This is a genomic window from Nocardia sp. No.11, from assembly GCF_038752175.1.
Taxonomy (GTDB): Bacteria; Actinomycetota; Actinomycetes; order Mycobacteriales; family Mycobacteriaceae; genus Nocardia; species Nocardia canadensis.
Window position 1 is genome coordinate 77,893 of the sequence record NZ_JBCGFB010000004.1, and the last position, 21,590, is coordinate 99,482.

Here is a 21,590-nt window from a genome sequence, read left to right on the forward strand (position 1 = left end):
CACACAGGCCGCGTATCCGGCAGGCTCGTGTCGAAGCACAGGTGAACTCACTCACGAATATGCTGTGACTACCGTCACCGATCCCGGTAGGGATGTCGGCGGCGGTGTCGCGGCGTGCACACTGGAGTGTGTGAGTCAGCGTCGTCCGGAACTTTTGCCCCACCGCATCGCGGTGCTCTCGGTGCATACGTCACCGCTGGCGCAGCCCGGAACCGGCGATGCGGGCGGCATGAACGTCTACGTGCTGCAAACCGCGCTCGAGCTCGCCAAACGCGGCACCGAGGTGGAGATCTTCACGCGCGCGACCTCGTCGGATCTGCCGCCGGTCGCCGAGGCGGGCCCCGGTGTGCTGGTGCGCCACGTGGTCGCCGGACCGTTCGAGGGGCTGGACAAGAACGACCTGCCCACCCAGCTGTGCCCGTTCACCGCCGAGGTGCTGCGCCAGGAGGCGCGCCACCTGCCCGGCCACTACGACCTCGTGCACTCCCACTATTGGCTCTCCGGCCAGGTCGGCTGGCTGGCGCGGGACCGCTGGCGGGTGCCGCTGGTGCACACCGCGCACACGCTGGCCGCGGTGAAGAACGCCGCGCTCGCCGAGGGCGACGCCCCCGAACCCGAGACCAGGGTGATCGGGGAGAAGCAGGTCATCGCCGAGGCCGACCGGCTCGTCGCCAACACCGGTGACGAGGCCCGCCAGCTCGTCGACCTCTACGGCGCCTCGCCCGATCGCATCGACGTGGTGCCACCCGGCGCCGACCTGACCCGCTACCGGCCCGGCGACAAGCTCGCGGCCCGCGCCGAGCTGGGCCTGCGGGCCGACGAGCAGGTCGTGGCCTTCGTCGGCCGCATCCAGCCGCTCAAGGCGCCTGACGTGCTGGTGCGCGCCGCGGCCGCGCTGCTGCGCCGCGATCCCCGCCGCAAGCTGCGGGTGCTGATCGTCGGCGGACCGTCCGGCTCCGGCCTGGCCCGCCCCGACGCGCTGATCGAGCTGGCGGCCGATCTCGGGATCACCGAGCACGTCACCTTCCTGCCGCCGCAGCCCGCCGACCGGCTGGTGCGGGTATACCGCGCGGCCGATGTCGTCGCCGTGCCCAGTTACAACGAATCCTTCGGTCTGGTCGCCATCGAGGCGCAGGCCAGTGGCACCCCGGTGCTCGCCGCCGACGTCGGCGGTCTCGGCACCGCGGTGCGGCACCGCGAATCCGGTCTGCTGGTGCCGGGCCACCGCACCCCGGACTGGGCCGACGCGCTGGCCGCCCTGCTCGACGACCCGGATCGCCTGACGCGGATGAGCGCCACCGCCGTCGCGCACGCCAGCGAGTTCTCCTGGGCGCACACCGCCGAGGGACTGCTCGACAGCTACGCTGCCGCGATGGCCGGGTTCCGCGCCGAACGCGGCCCGATCGCCCTGCACGCGGGCGAGACCAGCCAGGCCAGATCGCGGGCGCTGTGGCGGCGCCGGACGGGAGTACGCAGGTGAGCGCCGTATCGCAGGTCATCGACGAAACGCTGCGCGACCGTGAGATCGAATACACCCGCCATTCCGACGACACCTTCATCGTCGTGTTGCCCGGCGAGCGCAAGCTCAAGACCACGGTGATGCTGACCGTCGGCAAGCACGGCGTGCGCATCGAATCGTTCGTCTGCCGCAAGCCCGACGAGAACTTCGAGGGCGTCTACAAGTACCTGCTGCGCCGCAACCGCCGCCTCTACGGGGTGGCCTACACCCTCGACAATGTCGGCGACATCTATCTCGTCGGCCGGATGTCGACCGAGTCGGTCACCCCCGACGAGCTCGATCGGATCTTCGGCCAGATCCTCGAGGCCGTCGACACCGACTTCAACGTCCTGCTCGAACTCGGCTTCGCGGAATCCATCCGCAAGGAATGGAAGTGGCGTGTCTCGCGCGGTGAGTCGCTGAAGAACCTGCGCGCCTTCGAGCATCTGATCGACGAGGCCGACCAGGTCTGAGGCCTGGTCCTCGACAGAACCGAAGCCCCGCCGGTCACGACCGGCGGGGCTTCGGCAACACTGTCAGCTCAGCAGTTCGACGGCACCGGCTCGTTGCGGAACCGGGACTCGACGTAGTTCCAGGCGTCGACGAAACCGGCCGCGGCGGCGGTCATGTGCTCGGAGATCTCGATCGTCGTCAGCTGCACCGGGGCACCCTTGGCGCAGAAGTGGGCGACGGACTCGGCGACCGGACCGTACGGGGTCAGGGTGTCGTACTTGCCCTGCCAGATGTAGGTCGGCGCGGTGGGCGCGCCGGTGAAGTGCACCAGGCTGTTCTCGCGCAGCACGCCGCGCGCCACCTGGCTGGTCATCAGTTCCTTGGACGCCGCCATCTGCTCGGCATTGCGGAAGATGCCGTGGAACAGCAGGAATCGACGGCACGCGTCCTTGGTGAACTCACGGAACCACAGGCCGTTCTCGTTGAGCTGGTCCGAGACCGGCACCTGCTCGGGGTACTCGCGCTCGATGCCCATCGCCGCGGCGAAGGCCAGGCCGAAGCCGGGGTGCGGGGCGAAACCGAGGGCGTCGGCCATCAGCTCCAGGTCGGCGGGGATGCCGCCGGCGACCACGGCGGACAGCTTCAGCTCCGGCGCGTAGGTCGGCTGCAGCGCACCCGCCCAGGCGGTGGCCATGCCGCCGCCGGAGTACCCGGCGATCGCGACCGGCGAGTTGCCCACGCCCAGTTCGGCGACCCGCTGCACCGCCCGCACGCTGTCGAGGGTGACCATGCCGCTGAGCCTCGCCGCGCCGTAGGCGACGGTCGGGCCGAGGTAGTCCGGGACCGAGATGGCCCAGCCGCGCTGCAACGGCAGCATCGCGCCGGGCGCGTCCTGCAGCTCGCCGTTGAACAGCGACTGCGACGGGTTGCAGCGCGTGCCGATGGAGTTGATCAGCGCCTGGTAGGACACCAGCGGCGGATTCTTCACGCCGATCGGCATCAGCACGGTGGTGACGCCCATGATCGCGTTGCCCGCGGAGTTGGTGGAGCGGAACGCGATCTGCCAGCCCTCGGTTCCGGGGTAGAGCAGGGTGTCGATACGACGCTTGCGCACGACGTCACCGGGCGCCAGCGCCGCGATGTCACTCGGCGCCGTGAAGAACGGATCCGGATCGGGGGTCGGATACAACGGGTTCGCGCCCGCCGGTGCGGCGAGGAACCCCACCGACAGCAGGCTCAACACCAGTACAACGAATTTCGACACAGCTATCCTTCATCAGAGTTGTGCTGCCCAGCTGACAAGACCCGACCCGCGTCGAAGTATCTAACGAAAATGGGCCGTGCGTACCAACCAGTAGTCAAAGTGTCGCGCGCCACACGCTGTGATCTCTCACATCGGATAGGCCGCGCGGCCCTGTTGTACTGCGGCGACGAGGTGCCGGGCGCCGCGCGGACAGGAGGGGTGATGACGGCACTCGCGCTCGATATCGGGGCGACGAAATTCGCTGCGGGACTGGTAGATCCGGATTTCACGCTGCGCGGAGTGCGCCGCGCCGCCACCGCCGCCGACGATCCGTGGGCGGTGTGTCGGGAGCTCCTGCGCGTTGTGGCGGGCGACACCGTCGTCACGGCGGTCGGGATCGGTTCGGCCGGACCGGTCGACGTGCCCGCCGGGGTCGTCCGTCCGCTGAACCTGGCGCCGTGGCGCGCCGGGTTCGCGATCGTCGAGCACGTGCGGGCGCTGTTCCCGGCCGCAGCGGTCCGGCTGGCTATCGACGGCGCGTGCCTGGTGCTGGCCGAACACCGGGTCGGTGGGCTGCGCGGAGTGGACAACGGGCTGGCGCTGACGGTGTCGTCCGGGGTCGGCGGCGGGATCATCGCCGACGGGCGAGTCCTGGTCGGGCGCACCGGAAACGGCGGCCATGTCGGGCACATCGTGGTCCGGGGGGACGACACCCCCTGCGGCTGCGGTGGGTTCGGTTGCGTCGAGGCGGTGGCGAGCGGCCTGTCGTCGGTGCGCTGGGCGCGCGAGCACGGCTGGACCGGCACGACCGGAATCGAGCTCGCCGAGGCCGCGCAGCGGGGCGACGGCGTGGCCACCGCCGCGCTGGCGCGGGCGGGAACCGCACTGGGACAGGCGGTGTCCAGCGCGGCCGCGCTGCTCGATGTGGACCGGGTAGTGATCGGCGGCGGCTTCGCGCACGCGGGCGAGCCGCTGTGGGGGCCGTTGCGCGCGGCGGTCGCCCGGCACGCGCGCCTGGAGTTCGTGCGCGGGCTCACGGTGGAGTTGTCGACCCTGGCCGACGGCGCGACGCTCGTCGGCGCGGGGGTGTTGGCGGCGGAAGCCGCGGCGGCGTGAACCTCGCGGGGCATCCCCGCGGCATCCCGGTGGCCGTCATCCCGCCCGCGTAGCAGGTGGGTGGGCCCGAAGTATCGGCGAAATGCCAGAATGACCCCATGACCTACACCCTCGTGCTGCTGCGCCACGGCGAGAGCGAATGGAATGCCCTCAACTTGTTCACCGGCTGGGTGGATGTCCACCTGACCGACAAGGGCATCGCCGAGGGCAAGCGGGCCGGCGAACTGCTCGCCGAGCACGACGTTCTGCCCGACATCGTCTACACCTCGCTGCTGCGCCGCGCGATCAGCACCGCCAACAACGCGCTCGACGCCGCCGACCGGCACTGGATCCCGGTCATCCGCGACTGGCGGCTCAACGAGCGTCACTACGGTGACCTGCAGGGCAAGAACAAGGAGCAGGTCCGCGAGCAGTACGGCCAGGACCAGTTCATGCTGTGGCGGCGCAGCTACGACACCCCGCCGCCGCCGATCGCCGACGACAACGAGTACAGCCAGGAAGGCGACCCGCGCTACGCGGGCATCGAGGTCCCCAAGACCGAGTGCCTGAAGGACGTCGTCGCCCGGATGATCCCGTACTGGGAGACCACCATCGCCCCCGAGCTGCTCACCGGCAAGACCGTCCTGGTCGCCGCCCACGGCAACTCCCTGCGCGCGCTGGTCAAGCACCTCGACAACATCTCCGACGAGGACATCTCCAGCCTGAACATCCCCACCGGCATCCCGCTGCGCTACGAGCTCGACGAGAACCTGCGCCCGGTCAAGCCGGCCGAGTACCTGGACCCGGAGGCCGCCGCCGCAGGCGCCGCCGCCGTCGCCAACCAGGGCGGCAAGTAGTCGTTCCCCCGGATCGGCCCCGCATCGTTCGCACGGTGCGGGGCCGGTCCCGATTTCGCAATTGCCGCAGTGGGTCAAGATCGCTCGCTCGCCAGCAGTCGCCAGCGCTCCAACGCCGAGTCCGTCCCCAGCTCAGTGCGAAGTCTGGGGTTCTCCGCATAGAAATTGAGAAATCTAACCAGCACGGTTCGGTCGACAGAGAACCTGGGGCATTCGAGTACAATCCACCCGGTGTGTGGCGGGCGATCGAGGTTCCAGAACGGATTCGGTCTACCCGCGATATAAGAGTGCGGTAAGTAATATGTGGAGCTCCACCGTGCACCACTCAGGCCCACAATGTCGATAATTGGTACCTGGTCGAATGATGTCCGAACTCTGTTGACATCGTCCCAAAGTAAGCGGGTCCGCGAACTCCAGCCTTCATGAATGATCTCGCTGGACGTGAGTAGAAGCTTTCCCGGTCGAATTCGCCCGATCAATGCTGCCGCAAGTGGGATTGTCGCAATCGTGCCGATTGAAGCGAGGATCAGAACGAAGTGCCAGTACGCTCTCCATGCGGTCGTTGCAGTCTCATACGCTGCTGGTAGAAAAGTAGCTGCGAAGCAAAGCCACGTCGTTTGCTGGGCCCAGAAATATATCTTCGAGCCGGGGGCGATAGTGGCAGTATTTCCAGCCACGGCTCCCGGTCGGAGGTCGCCACGGTGAAATATCTGGGTGTACTGGGTTAGTGCAACGACAAGCAGGCATGCCATTCCAGCTGCGAAAATTGCGATGTACTTCGCGGCGGCAACGGCCGTGTTGTCACCACTTCGCCACATCGCTGCGCTGATGGCCGCGAGGAGTGCGACGAGCGCGGAAAGACCGACTATCGAAACGATCTGCCGACGTGTCTGTCCCGGCGGTAATATCCACGGAGTATTATTCTTGCGCCTATCAGAAGATCGCATTCCACGCCTTCGAAACGCCGCCGCCGATTGCATCTCCGGTGGCCTCCAGCGCATCCAATCCGCCGTTGACGGCACCACCTACGCTGAGGCCATCTGTGTAGAGCGAATCGACTGCCCCCGAAGTGAAAATGCCAGCGCTGGCACCCACGACGGCGCCTGCGAGGGCGCCGACTGCAGTCCCTGGGCCCGGAATAATCGACCCGACAGCCGCGCCGACCGCGACGGACGCCGCGAAACCGGCTGCACCGGATACAACTGCCTGTTCGACCGGTTTGCCGTTGTAGATGTCGTAGCCGATTCCTGCGACGGCGAGCGCGCCGCCGACTTTCAGTCCAATCGTCTTACCTCTGGCCTTTGCCTTATCCGCGTCGTCCAGGGCCTTTCCGGCGTTCTGCATCTGCTCACGTGACCAATCCATGTCACGATAGATCGTTTCGCGTGGCGTTCCAGCGGGCGCATTCTTCGCCTCGATGAGCGCCTTCAGCGCGTCGCTGGATGCTTGGGCGGCAGTGGAACGCAACATCGACGAGTTGAGTACTGCGCGGGCAGCGGCACCACCGCCGACCAGATCTCCCACGACGAGAAACCACTTGTCTTTGATGTCGTTCTGCATGTTGGTCCAGGTGTTACCCCAGAATGTCTCTCGCTGTCTGACCAGGCCCGCCGCTTGGACTGCCGTATTATATGCGGCCATCTTATCGGGATCATCGCCGTTGGGTTCTTCGATTACCTGATCATCCCGTACAGACAACCCGGCCTCGGTGGCTTTTGTTCGAATGGTCTCCATGTCGGTCTGGGCCAATTGAATATCGCCAGCAAGGGTGTCGAAATGTGTCGCGTAGGTTCGCACATCATTGGCGAATGTATCTGTCTTGTTGAAGGCGCCGCGGACCTTCGTGGCGAATACCTCACCGGATTCGCCATCCCAGCCGGCCTCGGCAAGCATTCTGACGCCATTCAGGTCGGTTGCAGATTCATCCAGTTGGTGAGCCAAGGAATCGCGTAGCCAACTTGCGACAGCGCGGGTACTAGCTGCATCTCCGTCTATCTTTGTATTCAGGGCCACTTCTACAAGGCCTTCCAATTCTCTCGGAGGAGTTCGTCTGCAGTAGTGTCATCCTGCTCCTTGTATTTCGTTGCAGCATCGGTTACCGCACTAGCGCTAGCTCCCATTCCGAGTACGAGGTTGCCTGCGCTCTCCAGGAGTACGGACAGTATGGCCAGAGCCGATGGGTTTACCGAACCTGCATCAAATGAAGCGGGCGTCTTTTCGCTGGTTCCATCGAGTTCGGTGCTGGATGTCGTCAAGGTTCTGGAAATTGTTTCAAGGGCGTTGAAATCGATGTATAGCTCAGCCATTCAAACACTTCCCCATCTGTGTTCTGTGGGTATGTCCAGGTCGAGGAGAAGTAAGTCGAACGGCTGCTCGCCTTGAAGCGCATCCAGGGCGACGACCGGTGTCCACATCCATGGCTGATCTTCTCCACAGCATTCAAGGAGTCGGTCGAGCGCCGAGTAAGCCAGGCAGGCTATGCGGCCATCCCGTGTCTGTCGTAACATGATTTGTGCTTGCTCGACCTTGTCGACTTCCGAAAGGATTGGCAGATATACGACAGGTGGGAACCTTTTTGGCAACTTTGCGTTCTGGCGAAGCCTGATGTCAGGTGTCGTTCCCTGGTTGGCGTCAATTTTACGTCGATCTGTGACCGACTGGCCATCCCATGGCCTATTGAAATCTTCGTATCGATTGTAGTAGCTATTTTCAGGCACAGCACTCCTGGATTGAACGTATTTGTACACGAGCCGTCATATGTGCATAATTCGAGTTAAGCAAACATATCCCCCCACCATATTCTGCGCGTCGACACGGACCGCGACTGCCGCCTACACTCTGACGGTCACTGTGGAGCGTGTCAAGAAGCGTCACTGGGGCATGAAGTCGTTCGCTTGTTGGTTTGAATGTTGACTTCGGTGGATCACCGGGCGCATCGAGTGAGAGGAGAGCGGTTTCGGTGGTGGCACAGTTGCGCCGCCGCCACCAGGGCCGCAGGTAGTCGATATGCCGAACGGCCCCGCATCGTTCGCACGGTGCGGGGCCGATCCGTTGCCGGTCAGTCGCACAGCGCGTGGGTGAGCAGCGTGCCGATCTCCGTGGCGGTGGGCATGCCGGTGAAGGAGAAGGTGACCGCTCGTCCGCCTTCGGTGGCGCCGGAGACGGCGGTGAAGCCCCGCACACCGCCGATGTGGCCGACGAAACGGGCGCCGCACGGTAGCCGGGTGTAGCCGACGCCGAGGCCGTAGGACATGCCGTCGTCGCCGCCCATATCGACCCCGTCGAGCATGGGCAGCAGTTGTGTCAGCGACACCACCCGACCGGCCAGCAGCGCGGTGTAGAAGCGATTGAGGTCGGCCCCGGTGCTGACCAGCGCGCCGGACGCCCACGGAACCGACGGCTCCATCAGCGTTTCGTCGGTGACGGTGCCGTCGACGGTGGTGTAGCCGGTCGGATGCGGATCGCGCAGACCGGTCTCGCCGGTGGCCGGAAGGTACGTGCCCGACAGCCCCAGCGGCGTGAGGATCCGTTCACGCAGCTCGTCACCGTAGGCGCGTCCGGTCACCGCCTCGATCAGCATCCCCGCGACGATGTAGTTGGTATTCGTGTACTCGAACCGCGCACCCGGGCTGAACCGCGCCGGGTACCGCAGCGCGAGGGCGATCTCCTGCGCGGGGGTGAAGGTGCGTCCGAGCTGTGCCGCCGTGTGCTCGTTCACGCCCAGGGCATCGATCGGCTCGGGCAGCCCGCTGCGATGACCCAGGATCTGCCGAACCGTGATGACGCGACCGTCGATGCCGTCCCCGGTGAGCAGCCCGGGTAGGTACATATCGACCGGCCGATCGAGCTCGACCTCGCCCTCGGTCACCAGTTGCAGCACGACCGCGGCGGTGAAGGTCTTGGTGATACTGCCGACCCGGACATGCTGCGGCGGATCGGTGGGCATCGGCGTCGTGAGGTCGGTCGTGCCCGCGGCCAGGACGATGGTGCCGTTGTCGGTGAGCGTCGCGAGCGCGCCGACAGCGCCGGAGCTGATCAGCTCGTCGAGATCCGCCTGAACGGTGTCCGCACGGACAGCGGCACCCGAGGGCACGGACAGCGGCTCCGCCGCACCGGTCGTGCAGGACGACAGCAGCACGGCGGTTGTGCAGATCGCGAGAGCAAGAACTCGGGTACGCATGATCCGACGGTAGAAATCCCCGACCGCCACGCGCATCGGTCTTCGGTACTGCCACCGCCTCGGACCGGAGTACGGGGCCCGACCGACGAATCACCAGATGACACCCCAGGATTCAGCGATCAGCCCCGCGATGTCACACCCACCTCGGCTACGTCGTCACCTCGGTAGACGCCGCGAAAACGCGGCTGTCGAAGGAGGCTCCCCATGCACACCGCGTACATCATCGTCACCGTCATCGCCGCCCTCTGGATCGGCTTCTCGGCCTTCTCGCTGCTCCGCCGAGCCCCCTTCGTAGTCGACCCCCTGATCGACTACGGCGTCCCCCCAACCTGGTGGACCCCCCTCGGCCTCGCCAAAGCCGCAGGCGCCCTCGGCCTGCTCCTCGGCCTCTGGGTCCCCGCCCTCGGCATCACCGCCGCCATCGCCCTCATCCTCTACTTCCTCGGCGCGGTCATCACGGTCCTACGCGCCCGCTCGTACAAGACTGTCGCTTTCCCAGTCCTGTACCTTCTCCCGGTCGCGGTAGCCCTGGGCCTCGGCGTCGCCGGCTGATCCCGCCGCCAAACCGACGAGGCCGAGCGCTTTCATCGCGATCGGCCTCGTTCTATCGGGATAGACCGGCGCTGGTCAATCGAGAACGCCCGAACCCGCCGGAACTCTGCACGAACATGCGTGGGCATTACCATTGTCGTAAACCCTGTCATCGACGCCCAATCCTCGAGAGATCGAACCCCACTCCGATCACGACCATCCAGACGAGTACTGCCATCGATCCAGTTGCCAGCAACGCGATTTCCGTAGCTGCGAGCGTGATTATGTTGATCCACAGCATAGACTTCGCAATGCGTATAGAATTGGCGCTCGCGCCCTGTCGGCAGACGGTGACTCCCGTAGCGGAAAAAACCAGCGCCGATATTGCCGACAATGCAATGATGATTTTGTTGGAATTCGATATCTCCGTCGCAAATGGATCGGAGAGATGGGACAGGACCGCTAGAGTGGCGGACGTGGCTAGCATCAGTACGGCAATGCTCACAGCGGTTATTGCGCGGACTAGCGTGCCGTCTCGATTTCGATGACTTATGTCGTTGGATTCAGTGGGCCTACTCATCATGTGGCTTTCACCGACCAGTCGGCATCGCCGTCCTTGACCGTAGCGTCATTATACTTCCCGGAGTCGGAGACCGGCTAATGCCCGTCTGGAAATCCTTGGGGATTGTCAAGTTCAACCTGAAGGGCCTGCGCCTGGGTTACTGCGGAGTTGATGATTGCCACCATTCCTGTGATTATTGCTGTTACCATTGCAGCGAATTTTGCAGCCGTAACGAGCCCGGCGATGGCTGCCGGAATAGCGCCGACTCCAGTTCCAGCGGCACCGACCTCCATCATCGCTTCGACGATGACAGAAATGCAGACGCCCAGCAGGGAGGCGTAAAACGCGACGCCAGCCGTTCCGACCGTAATCATCGCTGACCGGGCCGCGTTGGCGATTGTGCCTACGCGAGCAGTGGCTGTCCGCTGAGGTGTGATCACCGCTCCATACGCGGTCGCCGCTGTACCCTGCCAGTAGCTGTCAACTTTTACGGCGGTGGATTCGAGGTCTGACGCCATGGTGTTGGCTTCCTTGGTGAAGTCGGTCCAGTCGAACGACGTGCTTATGAAGAAGCCGGGCGCTGCAATCCCCTTCAGTTGCTCGACGAATGATTCCCAAAGCTTCTTGACGCTATCCGCGAACAGATTGCCTAGCCTGATAATTTCGTCGCCATTGCACAGTGCATATCTGACGATCATGGTTTCGGCCGCGTCACTGATGGCGGATTGGATGTTGTTGGGTAGGTTTGACAACTGGCGCATTAATTGTCGACTCACCTGATCAATCCGGAGGAAACTCGGTGGCGATTTCCGAGGCCAGTTCGATGAGCTTCCCCTCGGTTGCGGATCGAGAAGTTTCGATGTCGCCCTGAGGCAGATCGAATCGGAGGCTGAACCAAATCTTTCCCTTGCTCTGCGGGACTACAAGGTCGCAGTACGGCTTGTCGTAAACCGCCTCCGTGACACACCCGATTTCGCCAGCTCGGCCGGAAACCTGAATTGCGCGAAACTCCCGAGTTCCGATCTTTGGTAACCCAGGGATCCAGTCGCTACTCGCGGCGACCTGCAATGTGTAGTCCTGGCCGATAGCGCCGCTGCTGGCGTAGGTGCAGCTGGCGGAGGCCTCGCTCGCGGGTGCCATTCTCCCGTTCTGTGACAGGCTGGCGAGCTCGGGATCATCGAGATGGTGCCGACCGCGCAGTGCAGCCGAAACGTCGGTGCACGGGTTGAACGTGGTCGGAAACCCGATCTCATCTCTCGGCGACGAGGGCTCAGGCGCGCCACACGCGATCACCCCGCTCACTGATGCGAATGCCATGAAAGTCAGGATGCGGCCGCGCCTATTTTTCAGGCTTTGCCGGAACAACTACTTTTCCTGCCAGTGGTGAGTTTCACCGAGAGAGCGTGAATCTGGTCGATGTCGGCCTTGAGTATTGTTCTCCATGGGTTGACCGCACTCCGGCGGAAGTGAGTTCGGCGCGCGGCGGTAGTGACGCATTCAGCTGATCCGCCGTGCCGGATTCGGGAGATCGGATCTATCGCGCCGAGGCGGCTGCAAGTCGGGTGGCGCACTCGACGGCAGGTCGTCTCTACGTAGGTGGCTGGTCGCGACATTTCTCCCCCGTTCCATGTCCGGCGTGAGGCTACCAGTCAGCCGGCGCACCGACCTTGCCGGGAACGGACGCCGACAGCTGGGCGCTGTCCGGTGAGCCTCGGCCCGATGAGACGGGTGCGGCGTCTCAGGCCAGGTGTTGATCACAGCGTCATGTCGAGTGCGGAGGATCGGGCGCTAGGATGCCGGGGAGAGCACCGTTGGGAGGGGATCCTGTGGCTATCGGTGGGGATGCTGCCGCGCAGCTGTGGAATGCGGCGTCGTCGGGGCAGTTGACGATGGAGCCGGATGCGGCTCGGGAAGTGGCGCAGGCGTATCTGCGGTTCGCGGCCATGTGCGATGAGTGGGTCGTAGACGCTGAGCGGATGGTGAATGTCAGTGGTTTCGGGTCACTGAACTCTGCCCTGTCGTTGCAGCAGGGGTTCTCGAACAAGGCGATCGCTGCGAAGCAGGTGTTGCAGCAGCTGGCGACGGCAGCGAGGGGCATGGCAGATGGATATCTGCAGGCTGCGGGAATTCTGAGCGAGGCGGACCAGCTCAACGCGGATGCGTTGAGCGAGATAGCTAGGCAGGCATAACACATGAAAACGAGAGTGATCGCGGGCGGCGTCCTCGTTGCTCTGGCGGCCTCGGCGTGTAGCTCGTCGACCGGCACCGCCGGCCCCGAACCCTCGGCTCAGGGCGGGTCGTCCACGACCCAGGCGGCGCGTTCGACGCTGACCGACCCCAAGCTTCAGCCGCCATCCCAGGACAACAAGTACACGCAGTCGACCGGACGCTCGAAGGTGGTCTTCGACCCGTGCACTTGGATCAGCGACGCTGACATCACGGCCGTCGGATTCCAGCCGACGTCGCGGAAGCGGGGGTCGGACCTGGTTGCCGAGTACACCTTTTTGACCTGCGATTTCCGTGACTCGGGTAATACCGTCTCTCTCGGGCTGGACTCCGGCAACATCACGTGGGACGAGAACCTTCAGAAGAACGGCGCCTGGTTGCAGGAAACAACTGTCAACGGACGCCAGGCCGGACTGGTACGCGGCGACCCGGGCAGTGAGAACGCCTGCAAGGTGCACCTTCGAACCGAGGCCGGTGTCGTTTTCGTCAGGACCCTTGTCCTCAGCCTCGGCCAACGCCAGAACCTCGACCCCTGCGCCAACATCATGGAAATCGCCTCGGTCGTAGAGAAATCCATCGGTAAGGAGAACTGACCATGGCTGACGGGGGAGGGTCGCAGAATCCGCTGAGCGTGATTCTGCCGGGGCTGGATCAGCAGGTCAGCGGGCGGCAGCAGCAGTCCGGTGCCGAGAAGCAGCAGGAATCGCTCAGTCATGGCGGCGTCGATCCGAAGTACATCTCTGAATTCGAGCCGTTCGACGGGTTTTCACACGAGGACATCTACAACGCCGTGCAGCAGATGCAGCCCGGCGTGATGCAGCAGTTCGGTGATCAGTGGGTCGCGATGTTCACCGAGATCTCCGGTGCGGTGACCGGGCTGATGATCCAGACCGCGCGGGCGTCGTCGAGCCTGCACGGCGAGTTCGCCTCCGCCGGTGAGGCGGCTGGGCGGAAGTTCGTCACCGAGGCGACGGATGTGTACACGGTGTTGTCGGCGGTAGGTCATCGGGTGAAGGCCGCGGCCTACGGTGCCGAAGCGGTGAAAGTGGCTGTGCCGGCGCCGATCAACGCGACGGTGGTGACCGACCCGGGGACGTCGGTTCCCGCGACTCTGGCGGAACTCGCGGTTCCCGGGTCGGCGGCGACTACCGAGAGGGAAAAGGAAGACCGGCGCCTCCAGGCGATCGCGGCAATGAAGACGACCTACATGCCGACCTACGGCCCTGCCGGGGAGAACGTGCCGACCTTCGTCGCGCCCACCCAGCCGGGCACCGGAAACCCCCTTGATCCGGGCAGCGGTGGTGGCGGCTCGAACAACGGTGGCGCCACCACTGGCGGGAGCGGGACCACCACTGACGACGGGACGACGACCGGCGAGGACCCCGGCACCACCGAGGAAACCACGCAACCCGGGACGACCGACGACGAGACGACCACGGCGGGCACGGATACCGAGGACAGCGGCGGCTCCGACGACTCGCAGGGCGACGACAGCACCACCGATCCGGCTAGCACCACGCCCGCCTCGACGACACCGGCGTCGACCACCCCGGGAACGACGCCGGGGACCAGCCCGGGCGGTGGTGGTTCGCCGGGGTCCGGGTCGCCGGGTGGTTCGAGCCCGGGTGGCGCTGCGTTGACGCCGGGTGGGTCCGTGGCCGGTAGGGCGCCGGCGGGTGTCGGCCAAAACCTCGCTGCCGCCGGTATTTCCGGTGCGGCGGGTGCGGCTTCGGCTGGGCGCGGGATGAGTCCGGGCATGATGGGCGCGCCGGGTGCGCGGGGCGGCGGCAAGGACGACGAGCAGGAACACAGCGCGCCCGACTACCTGCGCCGGGTGCAGCCGGAGCTGTTCGGGGACGACATTCCCGCGGTGCCGGAAGCCATCGGCTCGGACGCGCCGGCGACCCGGGTCGCTGACCAGGATCAGGGCGGCGCGGGGGCATCGTGAGCTGGACCTTCACCGCCGACGAATTCGCCGTGGTCTGGCAAGGGGAGACCGGCGACGACCGGTACCCCTTCCCGCTGACCGTGTATTCGGACGCCCTGACCCAGAGCGAATACAAGGAGCTCGCCCGGGCCGCCGCGCAGCGCTGGCCCACCGGCGCCGATCCCGACCTGACCGCGGTGCTGCGGCACGCGGCGCGGCCGGACACCGCGATGGCGGCCTTCGACCAGGCCGGGCCCCGGTTGCGTGCCTATGGCGCGCGGTCGGGGGAGCGCGGGGTCGTGATCCGGCAGTACCACGACAACAGTGTCGAGGTGTTCTCCGGCAGTGCCGGGATGGTGTCGCGCGCGTTCGCCTCCTTCCTCGGCGAACTGCCCGCCGGGCAGGCCGGGCATCTCGTCGAGGACGTCGACCGGCTGGCCGCGCACTTCGAATCCTGGCAGCGCGCACCGGATTCCGTCGCCGAGCGGATGCACCGGCTCACGGCTGCCGAACGCGCCGCGTCCGGCCACATCGAGGCCAGGGTGGGGTTGCACGCCGCGCGCGCGATCCCGGCCCGCTACCTGACCTGGCTCGACGTCGCCGACGACGGCCGCTACCTCAGCTACCGGCGCTACCAGGATCTGCACATCGAACCCGCGGGCAAGCAACGCCTGATCGACGCGATCGAGGCCATCGCGACCGCTCCCGCGCGAGGTGACTGAGACCGGCGACCGTGCACCGGGGACCGCCGGGCCCGCGGCAGGTGGCGGAGGAAGACCACTTAGGAGTCGGCCACCGCGAACGCCGCCGACAGCGGGGGCAGCATGGCCCGTGCGTTCGCACCGGCGAACCACAAGCCGACGGTGAAGACCGAGGTGGCTTCCAGGTATTTCGCGCGATGCAGTCCGCCCGCGGGGAACGGTTGCAGGGCAAGGTCTTCGGCGAGAGACGCTACGGCGCGTACGGCCTCGGCGTTGTCACCGCAGAGCGGGACAGCCAGCCGCTCGCCGTCGAAGACGCGATCCGCGCCGGCCCAGACCTCGGCGGCGAGCAGGTTGAAGGCCTTGACCACGTGGGCTTTCGGAACGCTCGCCGCGATGCGTTCGGCCACCGCGTCCTCGCTCAGTACGAACGCGGTCACGCCCTCGGGTGCGGCCGCGTCGGGCAGGAAGGCGTTGGTGCAGTCGATGAGGACCTTTCCCGCCAAGGCGTCGCGGTGTTCGCCGAGCAAGAGGGTCAGGGCGTCCACCGGTACCGCCAGCAGCACGACGTCGGCGGCCGCGATCGCCGAGCCGATGTCCCCGGCGTGTACTGCGGGCTCGGCCGCCGAAGCGATGACAGCTGCCTCGGTGGATCCGGTCGCCGACGGGCGCGGATCGCGCGGAGTCGAGCTGATCCGGGCGGCCGGCTCGCGTCCGGCGTCGGCCGACCGCGCGCCGATCCACACCTCGTGACCCGCCGCCGCCCAGCCGCCGCCGAGCGCGGCCGCCATCGCACCCGCGCCGATGATTCCGATTCGCATGAGAACTCCCGAGATCCGTGGTTGCCGAGCCCGGTGGCATCGACAGCACCGACGGTAGGAATTCCGATGGGCACTCCCGGGTGCCTTTCGGCGGTGGCAGGCTGACTCGCATGACCGCGGTACCGGCCGAACCGGCGCAGTACGCGCCGTATGGCGACTACGAGTCCGACTGCCCCGCCAGGATGGGCGTGGATCTGTTCGGGAATTCCTGGCTACCCGTGATCGTGTACATGCTGCGGGATGGTCCGCTTCGTCACAGTGACCTCCGTACCGCCGTCGGTGGGATCAGCCAGAAGATGCTCACCCAGACGTTGCGGCGGATGGAACAGATGACGCTCGTACGCAGGCAGCGCTACGCCGAAGCGCCGCCGCGGGTGGAGTACGAACTCACCGAAGCCGGCCGCGATCTGCTCCAGCCGATTTATGCGCTCGGCGCATGGGTCGACCGGCACGGGGCCGCGGTGACCCTCGCGATGTACGGCGAACCGGCGGACTGACACGCCCGCCGACACTCCAGGTGCCTGCCGGGTGAACGGCACGAGAACGCCACGCCAAGGGCCTGTGACCTGCGCGAAACTTCGACGACCCGCCACCGATACGTCGGTCGGCACTCGTACGATCAAAGTGTGAGTGTTCCGCAGGCCGTGCTGTTGGCAGTCCTCGCGGCTGTCGTCGGACTGGCAGTCGGAGGCCTGCTGATCCCGTACGTCAACGCCAGACAGGCCGCCCGCACCCAGGAAGACACCGGGCTGACCATGTCGCAGGTGCTCGACCTGATCGTGCTGGCGTCCGAGAGCGGCATCGCCGTCGTCGACGAGTACCGCGACGTGGTGCTGGTGAACCCGCGCGCGGAGGAACTCGGCCTGGTCCGCAACCGGTTGCTCGACGAACGCGCGTGGGCCGCGGTGGAGAAGGTGCTGGCCACCGGCGAGTCCGCCGAATACGACCTCACCGCCAAGAACCCGCTGCCCGGCCGTGGCCGGATCGCCGTGCGCGGCATCGCCCGCAAGCTCTCGCGCGAGGAGACCAGCTTCGTCGTGCTCTTCGCCGACGACGACTCCGAGCAGGCGCGCATGGAGGCGACCAGGCGCGATTTCGTCGCCAACGTCAGCCACGAGCTCAAGACCCCCGTCGGCGCGATGAGCCTGCTCGCTGAGGCCATGCTGGAATCCGCCGACGATCCCGACGCGGTGCGCCACTTCGGCTCGCGCGTGCTGGCCGAATCGCGGCGCCTGGGCAAGATGGTGACCGAGCTGATCGCGCTCTCGCGGCTGCAGGGCGCCGAGAAGCTGCCCGATCTGGCCGTCGTCGACGTCGACACCGTGGTGCAGCAGGCCGTGGACCGGTCGCGCACCGCCGCCGAGGCCGCCGGCATCACCGTCAGCACCGACCGGCCCAGCGGGCTGGAAGTGCTCGGCGACGAGACGCTGCTGGTCACCGCGCTGTCGAACCTGGTGGAGAACGCCATCGCGTACTCGCCGCAGGGTTCGCACGTGTCGGTGAGCCGGTCGCTGCGCGGCGATCACGTCGCGATGGCCGTCACCGACCGTGGCATCGGTATCGCCAAGGAAGACCAGGAGCGGGTGTTCGAGCGGTTCTTCCGCTCGGACAAGGCGCGCTCGCGGTCCACCGGCGGCACCGGGCTCGGCCTGGCCATCGTCAAACACGTGGCGGCCAACCACAACGGTGAGATCACCCTGTGGAGCAAACTGGGCACCGGCTCGACGTTCACGCTGCGCATCCCCGCCCATCTGGAAACCGATGGGGACGAGGACGCGGAGCAGACGCCGGAGCTCGCCACGAGAGAACCCATCATCCAGCGCACCCCCGCTGGACGAACGAACGGTGTGGAGGCACGCAGATGACGAGTGTGTTGATCGTCGAGGACGAGGAGTCGCTGGCCGATCCGCTGGCGTTCCTGCTGCGCAAGGAGGGCTTCGACGTCACCGTCGTCGGCGACGGTCCGTCCGCGCTGGCCGAGTTCGACCGCTCCGGCGCCGACATCGTGCTGCTGGACCTGATGCTGCCCGGCATGAGCGGCACCGACGTCTGCAAGCAGCTGCGCACCCGCAGCGGCGTGCCGGTGATCATGGTGACCGCCCGCGACAGCGAGATCGACAAGGTCGTGGGCCTGGAACTGGGCGCCGACGACTACGTCACCAAGCCGTACTCGGCGCGCGAGCTGATCGCCCGCATCCGCGCCGTGCTGCGCCGCGGCGCGGGCGACGAGCTGGACTCCGGCAGCGAGAACGGCGTGCTCGAGGCCGGTCCGGTGCGGATGGACGTGGACCGGCACACGGTCCACGTCAACGGCGGGCAGGTCACCCTGCCGCTCAAGGAGTTCGACCTGCTCGAATACCTGCTGCGCAACTCCGGCCGCGTGCTCACCCGTGGGCAGCTCATCGACCGCGTCTGGGGCGCCGACTACGTCGGTGACACCAAGACCCTGGATGTGCACGTCAAGCGCCTGCGCTCGAAGATCGAGGCCGATCCGGCCAAGCCCGAGCACCTGGTCACCGTGCGTGGCCTGGGGTACAAGCTCGAAGCCTGATCCCGCGAACGAACAGAGCCCCGTCGGTCGGACCGACGGGGCTCTCGTGTTCGGAGGGAATTAGATCGTGCTCCAGGCGGCGCCGAGCGGGGTGTCGATCTTGCGCAGCGGGACCCAGCCCCACGGGTCTTCCTGCATGCAGTCGTAGATCGCCACGTCGGTGCCGGTGCCACGGCAGGCGATCGTGGTCGAGGTGCCCTGCGGGCTGACGATGATGTACTTGCCGTCCTGCGCCGCGGTCAGCGCCTCGGGGGAGTTGTAGTTCACGAAGCTCGAGGTGAAGTCCGCGTACTTGGCCGGGTCACCGTTCGGTTCGGCGTTGGCCAGGCCGGTCATGGAGAGGGTGGCGCCGATCACGAGGGTCGCCAGGGAGAGCGCTTTCTTCGACATGGATAACGATCCAACCCGACCGGAGTGACTTGCGCATGACCACGGGGTGAACCAGCAGGTTACGAGGTTTTCACGCGGACTGATTCGAAATGTGAGCCTCGGGGTGGATCCGCTCCGCCTCCACCGTCGCCGGATGCACCGCGATCAGGCCGAGGCCCTCGCGACGGCGGCACAGTTTCGCCAATTCCTCGTACGCGGGAGCGCCGAGCAGTTCCCGCAGTTCGGGACCGTAGGACTGCCAGACCGGCTTGGCGCCGACGTGCGCGTCGGGTGAGCCGGTGCAGTACCAATCCAGGTCGAGCCCGCCGGGACCCCAGCCGCGGCGGTCGTACTCGGTGACCACCGTGCGCAGGATCTGTTCTCCGTCAGGGCGTTCCACCCAATCCTGGGTGCGGCGGATCGGCAGCTGCCAGCAGACGTCGGGCTTCACCTCGAGCGGTTCGATGCCCTTGCGCACGGCCATGATGTGCAGCGCGCAGCCGGGACCCGCGGCGAAACCGGGCCGGTTGAGGAAGATGCAGGCGCCGTCGAAGCGGCGGGTCCGCAGGGCGGGTTCGTCCTCGAGCTCGTCGAGTTCGAGGTAACCCTTCTTGACCACCTTGCCGTTCTCGGTGGCCTCGCCCATCAGCTGCCAGTCCTCGGGTGTGAGCATCTTCACAGCACCGGCCAGGCGCTTGCGGTCGTCCTTGTCGGCGAGGAAAGCGCCGTGCGAGCAGCACCCGTCGTCGGGGCGGTCGGCGATGATGCCCTGACAGGCGGGGGTGCCGAACACGCACGACCAGCGCGACAGCAACCAGGTCAGGTCGGCGACGATCTGGTGCTCGTCGTTTGCTGGGTCGGTGAACTCGATCCACTCACGGGGGAAGTCGAGCTCGACCTCGGGGCTCGGGTCGATCTTTCGCCCAGGTCGGAGCCGGGTCTCCGCGGTGCCAGATGCGCCTTCGGTCACAACTTGTGACGCTAACAGTTCAGTCGCCTGACCTGTAGTACCGGATCACCAAGTACCGTATTCCTGTGCGGCTTGGTGTTCTCGATGTCGGAAGCAATACCGTTCACCTGCTCGTGGTGGACGCGCATCGTGGTGGTCACCCGATGCCGATGAGCTCGTCGAAGTCGGCGTTACGGCTCTCGGAGAACATGGACGGCGACGGGCGCATCACCGAGGCGGGCGAGGCGCGGCTGATCGCGACCATCGACGAGTTCGCCGATCTGGCGCGCAATTCCAAGTGCGTCGAGCTGATGCCGTTCGCCACGTCGGCCCTGCGTGAGGCCACCAACTCCGACGAGGTGCTGGCCCGGGTGCGCGCCATGACCGGGGTCGACCTGCAGGTGCTCTCCGGCGACGACGAAGCCAGGCTGACCTTCCTCGCGGTGCGCCGCTGGTTCGGCTGGAGCGCGGGCCGCATCATCAACCTCGATATCGGCGGCGGCTCGCTGGAGATGTCCAACGGCGGCGACGAGGAGCCCGATGTCGCGCTGTCGCTGCAGCTCGGCGCGGGCAGGCTGACCAGGGAGTGGTTGCGCGACGATCCGCCGGGCAAGCGCAAGATCGCGGTCCTGCGCGATTGGCTCGACGCCGAACTCGTCGTCCCCACCAAGACCATCATCGAGGCGGGCAAGCCCGACCTGGCCGTCGGCACCTCGAAGACGTTCCGCTCGCTGGCCAGGCTGACCGGAGCGGCACCCTCGGCCGCCGGTCCGCGGGTGCGCCGTACACTGACCAGCTCCGGTTTGCGCCAGCTGATCGCGTTCATCTCCCGGATGACCGCGGCCGACCGCGCGGAGCTGGAAGGCGTGAGTTCGGACCGGTCCCAGCAGTTGGTGGCCGGCGCACTGGTCGCGGAGGCGAGTATGCGGGCGTTGTCGCTCGACAGCATCGAGATCTGCCCATGGGCGCTGCGTGAAGGCCTGATCCTGCGCAAGCTGGATACCGAGCCGAACGGGGGTCCGGCCGTCGCCCCGCCGGTCGCCCCCGTGGCGAGAGCGGAGTCGGCATGAGCGGTGACGATTCGAAACAGCTATCGGTCGCCGAACTACTCGCGCGCAATGCCGCGCAGGGCGCCTCGCCGCCGGCCGGCGGTGGCGGTGGCAGGCGACGGCGTAGTGGTCGCGGACTCTCGGTCAATGATCTGACCGGGGAGAACGCGGCCGTCCGGCCGACCTCGCACGCCGCGCCCGCTCCGGACCCCGAGCCGCCCGCCCCGGTCTATCAGCCCGAGCCCGCCCCTGCTCCCGTCTACGAACCTCCCGCGAGTTATCAGCCCGCGCCGTATCCGCCGCCGGGCCCGGCCGAGCCGGCGTTCTCGCCGATGTCGGGGCCGATCACCCGCTTCGATCCCCACTCGGGGTTCTCCGCTCCCGATCCGAACGATCCGCTCGGCGTGGCCGGTCCGCGCCCGGCGGCCGACCCCTTCGGCCCGTTCCGCGCCGAGGCGCGTGAGAGCGGGTCGCGCGGTGCCGGACGCGGTCCTGGCCGGCTGGGCGCGCCGAACTCGGCCCAGCCGGTCGATCCCGGTATAGCCGAGCTGTTCGGCTCCGGCGCCCTGCCCGCGGTC

The 21,590-nt window shown here is 66.6% G+C and carries 23 protein-coding genes and 1 pseudogene; 14 read left to right on the forward strand and 10 right to left on the reverse strand.

The window, feature by feature from the left end:
- Positions 1 to 121 precede the first annotated feature (121 nt).
- Both mshA and V8688_RS02665 read left to right on the forward strand, forming a co-directional pair.
- Positions 122 to 1,480, forward strand: a complete 1,359-nt coding sequence (mshA, locus tag V8688_RS02660) for a D-inositol-3-phosphate glycosyltransferase (RefSeq protein ID WP_218722198.1) — start codon at positions 122 to 124, stop codon at positions 1,478 to 1,480.
- Positions 1,477 to 1,971 carry a YbjN domain-containing protein gene (locus V8688_RS02665; RefSeq protein ID WP_218722000.1) on the forward strand — a complete coding sequence of 165 codons (495 nt, stop codon included), beginning with the start codon at positions 1,477 to 1,479 and terminating at the stop codon, positions 1,969 to 1,971. The genes mshA and V8688_RS02665 overlap by 4 nt, the downstream gene beginning before the upstream one ends.
- A gap of 68 nt (positions 1,972 to 2,039) precedes the next feature.
- Here the strand turns inward: V8688_RS02665 and V8688_RS02670 are convergent, their stop codons facing one another.
- The gene (locus V8688_RS02670) at positions 2,040 to 3,215 is read right to left on the reverse strand and encodes a lipase family protein (protein ID WP_308248700.1); all 1,176 of its coding nucleotides are present in this window, start codon (positions 3,213 to 3,215) and stop codon (positions 2,040 to 2,042) included.
- 201 nt (positions 3,216 to 3,416) lie between these two features.
- Between V8688_RS02670 and V8688_RS02675 the strand changes: the two genes are divergently transcribed.
- Entirely contained in the window at positions 3,417 to 4,310 is an 894-nt protein-coding gene (locus tag V8688_RS02675) for an ROK family protein (protein ID WP_342800081.1), read from the forward strand.
- A gap of 98 nt (positions 4,311 to 4,408) precedes the next feature.
- Complete coding sequence (locus tag V8688_RS02680) at positions 4,409 to 5,146, forward strand: phosphoglyceromutase (protein WP_019049486.1); 738 nt, start codon at positions 4,409 to 4,411, stop codon at positions 5,144 to 5,146.
- 933 nt (positions 5,147 to 6,079) lie between these two features.
- Here the strand turns inward: V8688_RS02680 and V8688_RS02685 are convergent.
- The 3 genes from V8688_RS02685 to V8688_RS02695 all read right to left on the reverse strand — a co-directional run bounded on the left by V8688_RS02685 (position 6,080) and on the right by V8688_RS02695 (position 9,326).
- Positions 6,080 to 7,039 carry a hypothetical protein gene (locus V8688_RS02685; protein ID WP_218721998.1) on the reverse strand — a complete coding sequence of 320 codons (960 nt, stop codon included), beginning with the start codon at positions 7,037 to 7,039 and terminating at the stop codon, positions 6,080 to 6,082.
- 413 nt (positions 7,040 to 7,452) lie between these two features.
- Positions 7,453 to 7,863 carry an SAV_915 family protein gene (locus tag V8688_RS02690; protein WP_308248699.1) on the reverse strand — a complete coding sequence of 137 codons (411 nt, stop codon included), beginning with the start codon at positions 7,861 to 7,863 and terminating at the stop codon, positions 7,453 to 7,455.
- 341 nt (positions 7,864 to 8,204) lie between these two features.
- Positions 8,205 to 9,326, reverse strand: coding sequence for a serine hydrolase domain-containing protein (locus V8688_RS02695; RefSeq protein ID WP_218721996.1), 1,122 nt, complete (start codon positions 9,324 to 9,326; stop codon positions 8,205 to 8,207).
- A 204-nt stretch (positions 9,327 to 9,530) separates the two neighbouring features.
- Here V8688_RS02695 and V8688_RS02700 point away from each other — a divergent pair, with 204 nt between their 5' ends.
- On the forward strand, positions 9,531 to 9,878 hold the full coding sequence (locus V8688_RS02700) for a DoxX family protein (protein WP_218721995.1): 348 nt from the start codon (positions 9,531 to 9,533) through the stop codon (positions 9,876 to 9,878).
- Between the two features lie 148 nt (positions 9,879 to 10,026).
- Here the strand turns inward: V8688_RS02700 and V8688_RS02705 are convergent, their stop codons facing one another.
- From V8688_RS02705 to V8688_RS02715, 3 genes are all read right to left on the reverse strand, one after another.
- Positions 10,027 to 10,362 (reverse strand): hypothetical protein, encoded by a 336-nt coding sequence (locus tag V8688_RS02705; RefSeq protein ID WP_218721994.1) that lies wholly within the window; start codon positions 10,360 to 10,362, stop codon positions 10,027 to 10,029.
- A 152-nt stretch (positions 10,363 to 10,514) separates the two neighbouring features.
- Positions 10,515 to 11,195, reverse strand: a complete 681-nt coding sequence (locus tag V8688_RS02710; protein WP_342800082.1) for a hypothetical protein — start codon at positions 11,193 to 11,195, stop codon at positions 10,515 to 10,517.
- Positions 11,196 to 11,199: 4 nt separating this feature from the next.
- Positions 11,200 to 11,736 (reverse strand): hypothetical protein, encoded by a 537-nt coding sequence (locus tag V8688_RS02715; RefSeq protein ID WP_218721992.1) that lies wholly within the window; start codon positions 11,734 to 11,736, stop codon positions 11,200 to 11,202.
- A 509-nt stretch (positions 11,737 to 12,245) separates the two neighbouring features.
- On the opposite strand from V8688_RS02715, the gene V8688_RS02720 reads away from it, so the two are divergent.
- The 4 genes from V8688_RS02720 to V8688_RS02735 are packed head-to-tail and all read left to right on the forward strand — an operon-like array spanning position 12,246 to position 15,294.
- Entirely contained in the window at positions 12,246 to 12,608 is a 363-nt protein-coding gene (locus V8688_RS02720; RefSeq protein ID WP_218721991.1) for a hypothetical protein, read from the forward strand.
- 3 nt (positions 12,609 to 12,611) lie between these two features.
- Complete coding sequence (locus V8688_RS02725; RefSeq protein ID WP_218721990.1) at positions 12,612 to 13,238, forward strand: DUF3558 domain-containing protein; 627 nt, start codon at positions 12,612 to 12,614, stop codon at positions 13,236 to 13,238.
- Between the two features lie 2 nt (positions 13,239 to 13,240).
- Positions 13,241 to 14,593, forward strand: a complete 1,353-nt coding sequence (locus tag V8688_RS02730; RefSeq protein WP_218721989.1) for a hypothetical protein — start codon at positions 13,241 to 13,243, stop codon at positions 14,591 to 14,593.
- Complete coding sequence (locus V8688_RS02735; RefSeq protein WP_342800083.1) at positions 14,590 to 15,294, forward strand: hypothetical protein; 705 nt, start codon at positions 14,590 to 14,592, stop codon at positions 15,292 to 15,294. Before V8688_RS02730 ends, V8688_RS02735 begins: the two co-directional genes overlap by 4 nt.
- 59 nt (positions 15,295 to 15,353) lie before the next feature.
- Here V8688_RS02735 and V8688_RS02740 read toward each other — a convergent pair whose 3' ends face one another.
- Positions 15,354 to 16,094, reverse strand: coding sequence for an NAD(P)-binding domain-containing protein (locus V8688_RS02740; RefSeq protein WP_342800084.1), 741 nt, complete (start codon positions 16,092 to 16,094; stop codon positions 15,354 to 15,356).
- Between the two features lie 110 nt (positions 16,095 to 16,204).
- On the opposite strand from V8688_RS02740, the gene V8688_RS02745 reads away from it, so the two are divergent.
- The 3 genes from V8688_RS02745 (at position 16,205) to V8688_RS02755 (ending at position 18,645) form a co-directional block, all read left to right on the forward strand.
- Positions 16,205 to 16,591 (forward strand): helix-turn-helix domain-containing protein, encoded by a 387-nt coding sequence (locus tag V8688_RS02745; protein ID WP_218721986.1) that lies wholly within the window; start codon positions 16,205 to 16,207, stop codon positions 16,589 to 16,591.
- A 129-nt stretch (positions 16,592 to 16,720) separates the two neighbouring features.
- The gene (locus tag V8688_RS02750) at positions 16,721 to 17,959 is read left to right on the forward strand and encodes an ATP-binding protein (RefSeq protein WP_218721985.1); all 1,239 of its coding nucleotides are present in this window, start codon (positions 16,721 to 16,723) and stop codon (positions 17,957 to 17,959) included.
- Entirely contained in the window at positions 17,956 to 18,645 is a 690-nt protein-coding gene (locus tag V8688_RS02755) for a response regulator transcription factor (protein ID WP_019049472.1), read from the forward strand. Before V8688_RS02750 ends, V8688_RS02755 begins: the two co-directional genes overlap by 4 nt.
- A 60-nt stretch (positions 18,646 to 18,705) precedes the next feature.
- Here the strand turns inward: V8688_RS02755 and V8688_RS02760 are convergent, their stop codons facing one another.
- Positions 18,706 to 19,035, reverse strand: coding sequence for a hypothetical protein (locus tag V8688_RS02760; RefSeq protein WP_218721984.1), 330 nt, complete (start codon positions 19,033 to 19,035; stop codon positions 18,706 to 18,708).
- Positions 19,036 to 19,105: 70 nt separating this feature from the next.
- Positions 19,106 to 19,984, reverse strand: a complete 879-nt coding sequence (locus V8688_RS02765) for a hypothetical protein (protein WP_308248698.1) — start codon at positions 19,982 to 19,984, stop codon at positions 19,106 to 19,108.
- 65 nt (positions 19,985 to 20,049) lie between these two features.
- Here V8688_RS02765 and V8688_RS02770 point away from each other — a divergent pair, with 65 nt between their 5' ends.
- Entirely contained in the window at positions 20,050 to 21,033 is a 984-nt protein-coding gene (locus tag V8688_RS02770) for a Ppx/GppA phosphatase family protein (RefSeq protein ID WP_218721983.1), read from the forward strand.
- Positions 21,030 to 21,590 (forward strand): annotated as a pseudogene (locus tag V8688_RS02775) (hypothetical protein); the annotation flags it as partial. The gene V8688_RS02770 and the pseudogene V8688_RS02775, both read left to right, overlap by 4 nt.

Coding starts and splice junctions, on each gene's coding strand:
- V8688_RS02760 (WP_218721984.1), bottom strand. CDS start 19,035: ATGTCGAAGAAAGCGCTCTCCCTGGCGACCCTCGTGATCGGCGCCACC.
- V8688_RS02715 (WP_218721992.1), bottom strand. CDS start 11,736: ATGGCATTCGCATCAGTGAGCGGGGTGATCGCGTGTGGCGCGCCTGAG.
- V8688_RS02745 (WP_218721986.1), top strand. CDS start 16,205: ATGACCGCGGTACCGGCCGAACCGGCGCAGTACGCGCCGTATGGCGAC.
- V8688_RS02725 (WP_218721990.1), top strand. CDS start 12,612: ATGAAAACGAGAGTGATCGCGGGCGGCGTCCTCGTTGCTCTGGCGGCC.
- V8688_RS02680 (WP_019049486.1), top strand. CDS start 4,409: ATGACCTACACCCTCGTGCTGCTGCGCCACGGCGAGAGCGAATGGAAT.
- V8688_RS02755 (WP_019049472.1), top strand. CDS start 17,956: ATGACGAGTGTGTTGATCGTCGAGGACGAGGAGTCGCTGGCCGATCCG.
- V8688_RS02695 (WP_218721996.1), bottom strand. CDS start 9,326: ATGCGTACCCGAGTTCTTGCTCTCGCGATCTGCACAACCGCCGTGCTG.
- V8688_RS02700 (WP_218721995.1), top strand. CDS start 9,531: ATGCACACCGCGTACATCATCGTCACCGTCATCGCCGCCCTCTGGATC.
- V8688_RS02675 (WP_342800081.1), top strand. CDS start 3,417: ATGACGGCACTCGCGCTCGATATCGGGGCGACGAAATTCGCTGCGGGA.
- V8688_RS02685 (WP_218721998.1), bottom strand. CDS start 7,039: ATGCTTGCCGAGGCCGGCTGGGATGGCGAATCCGGTGAGGTATTCGCC.
- V8688_RS02730 (WP_218721989.1), top strand. CDS start 13,241: ATGGCTGACGGGGGAGGGTCGCAGAATCCGCTGAGCGTGATTCTGCCG.
- V8688_RS02740 (WP_342800084.1), bottom strand. CDS start 16,094: ATGCGAATCGGAATCATCGGCGCGGGTGCGATGGCGGCCGCGCTCGGC.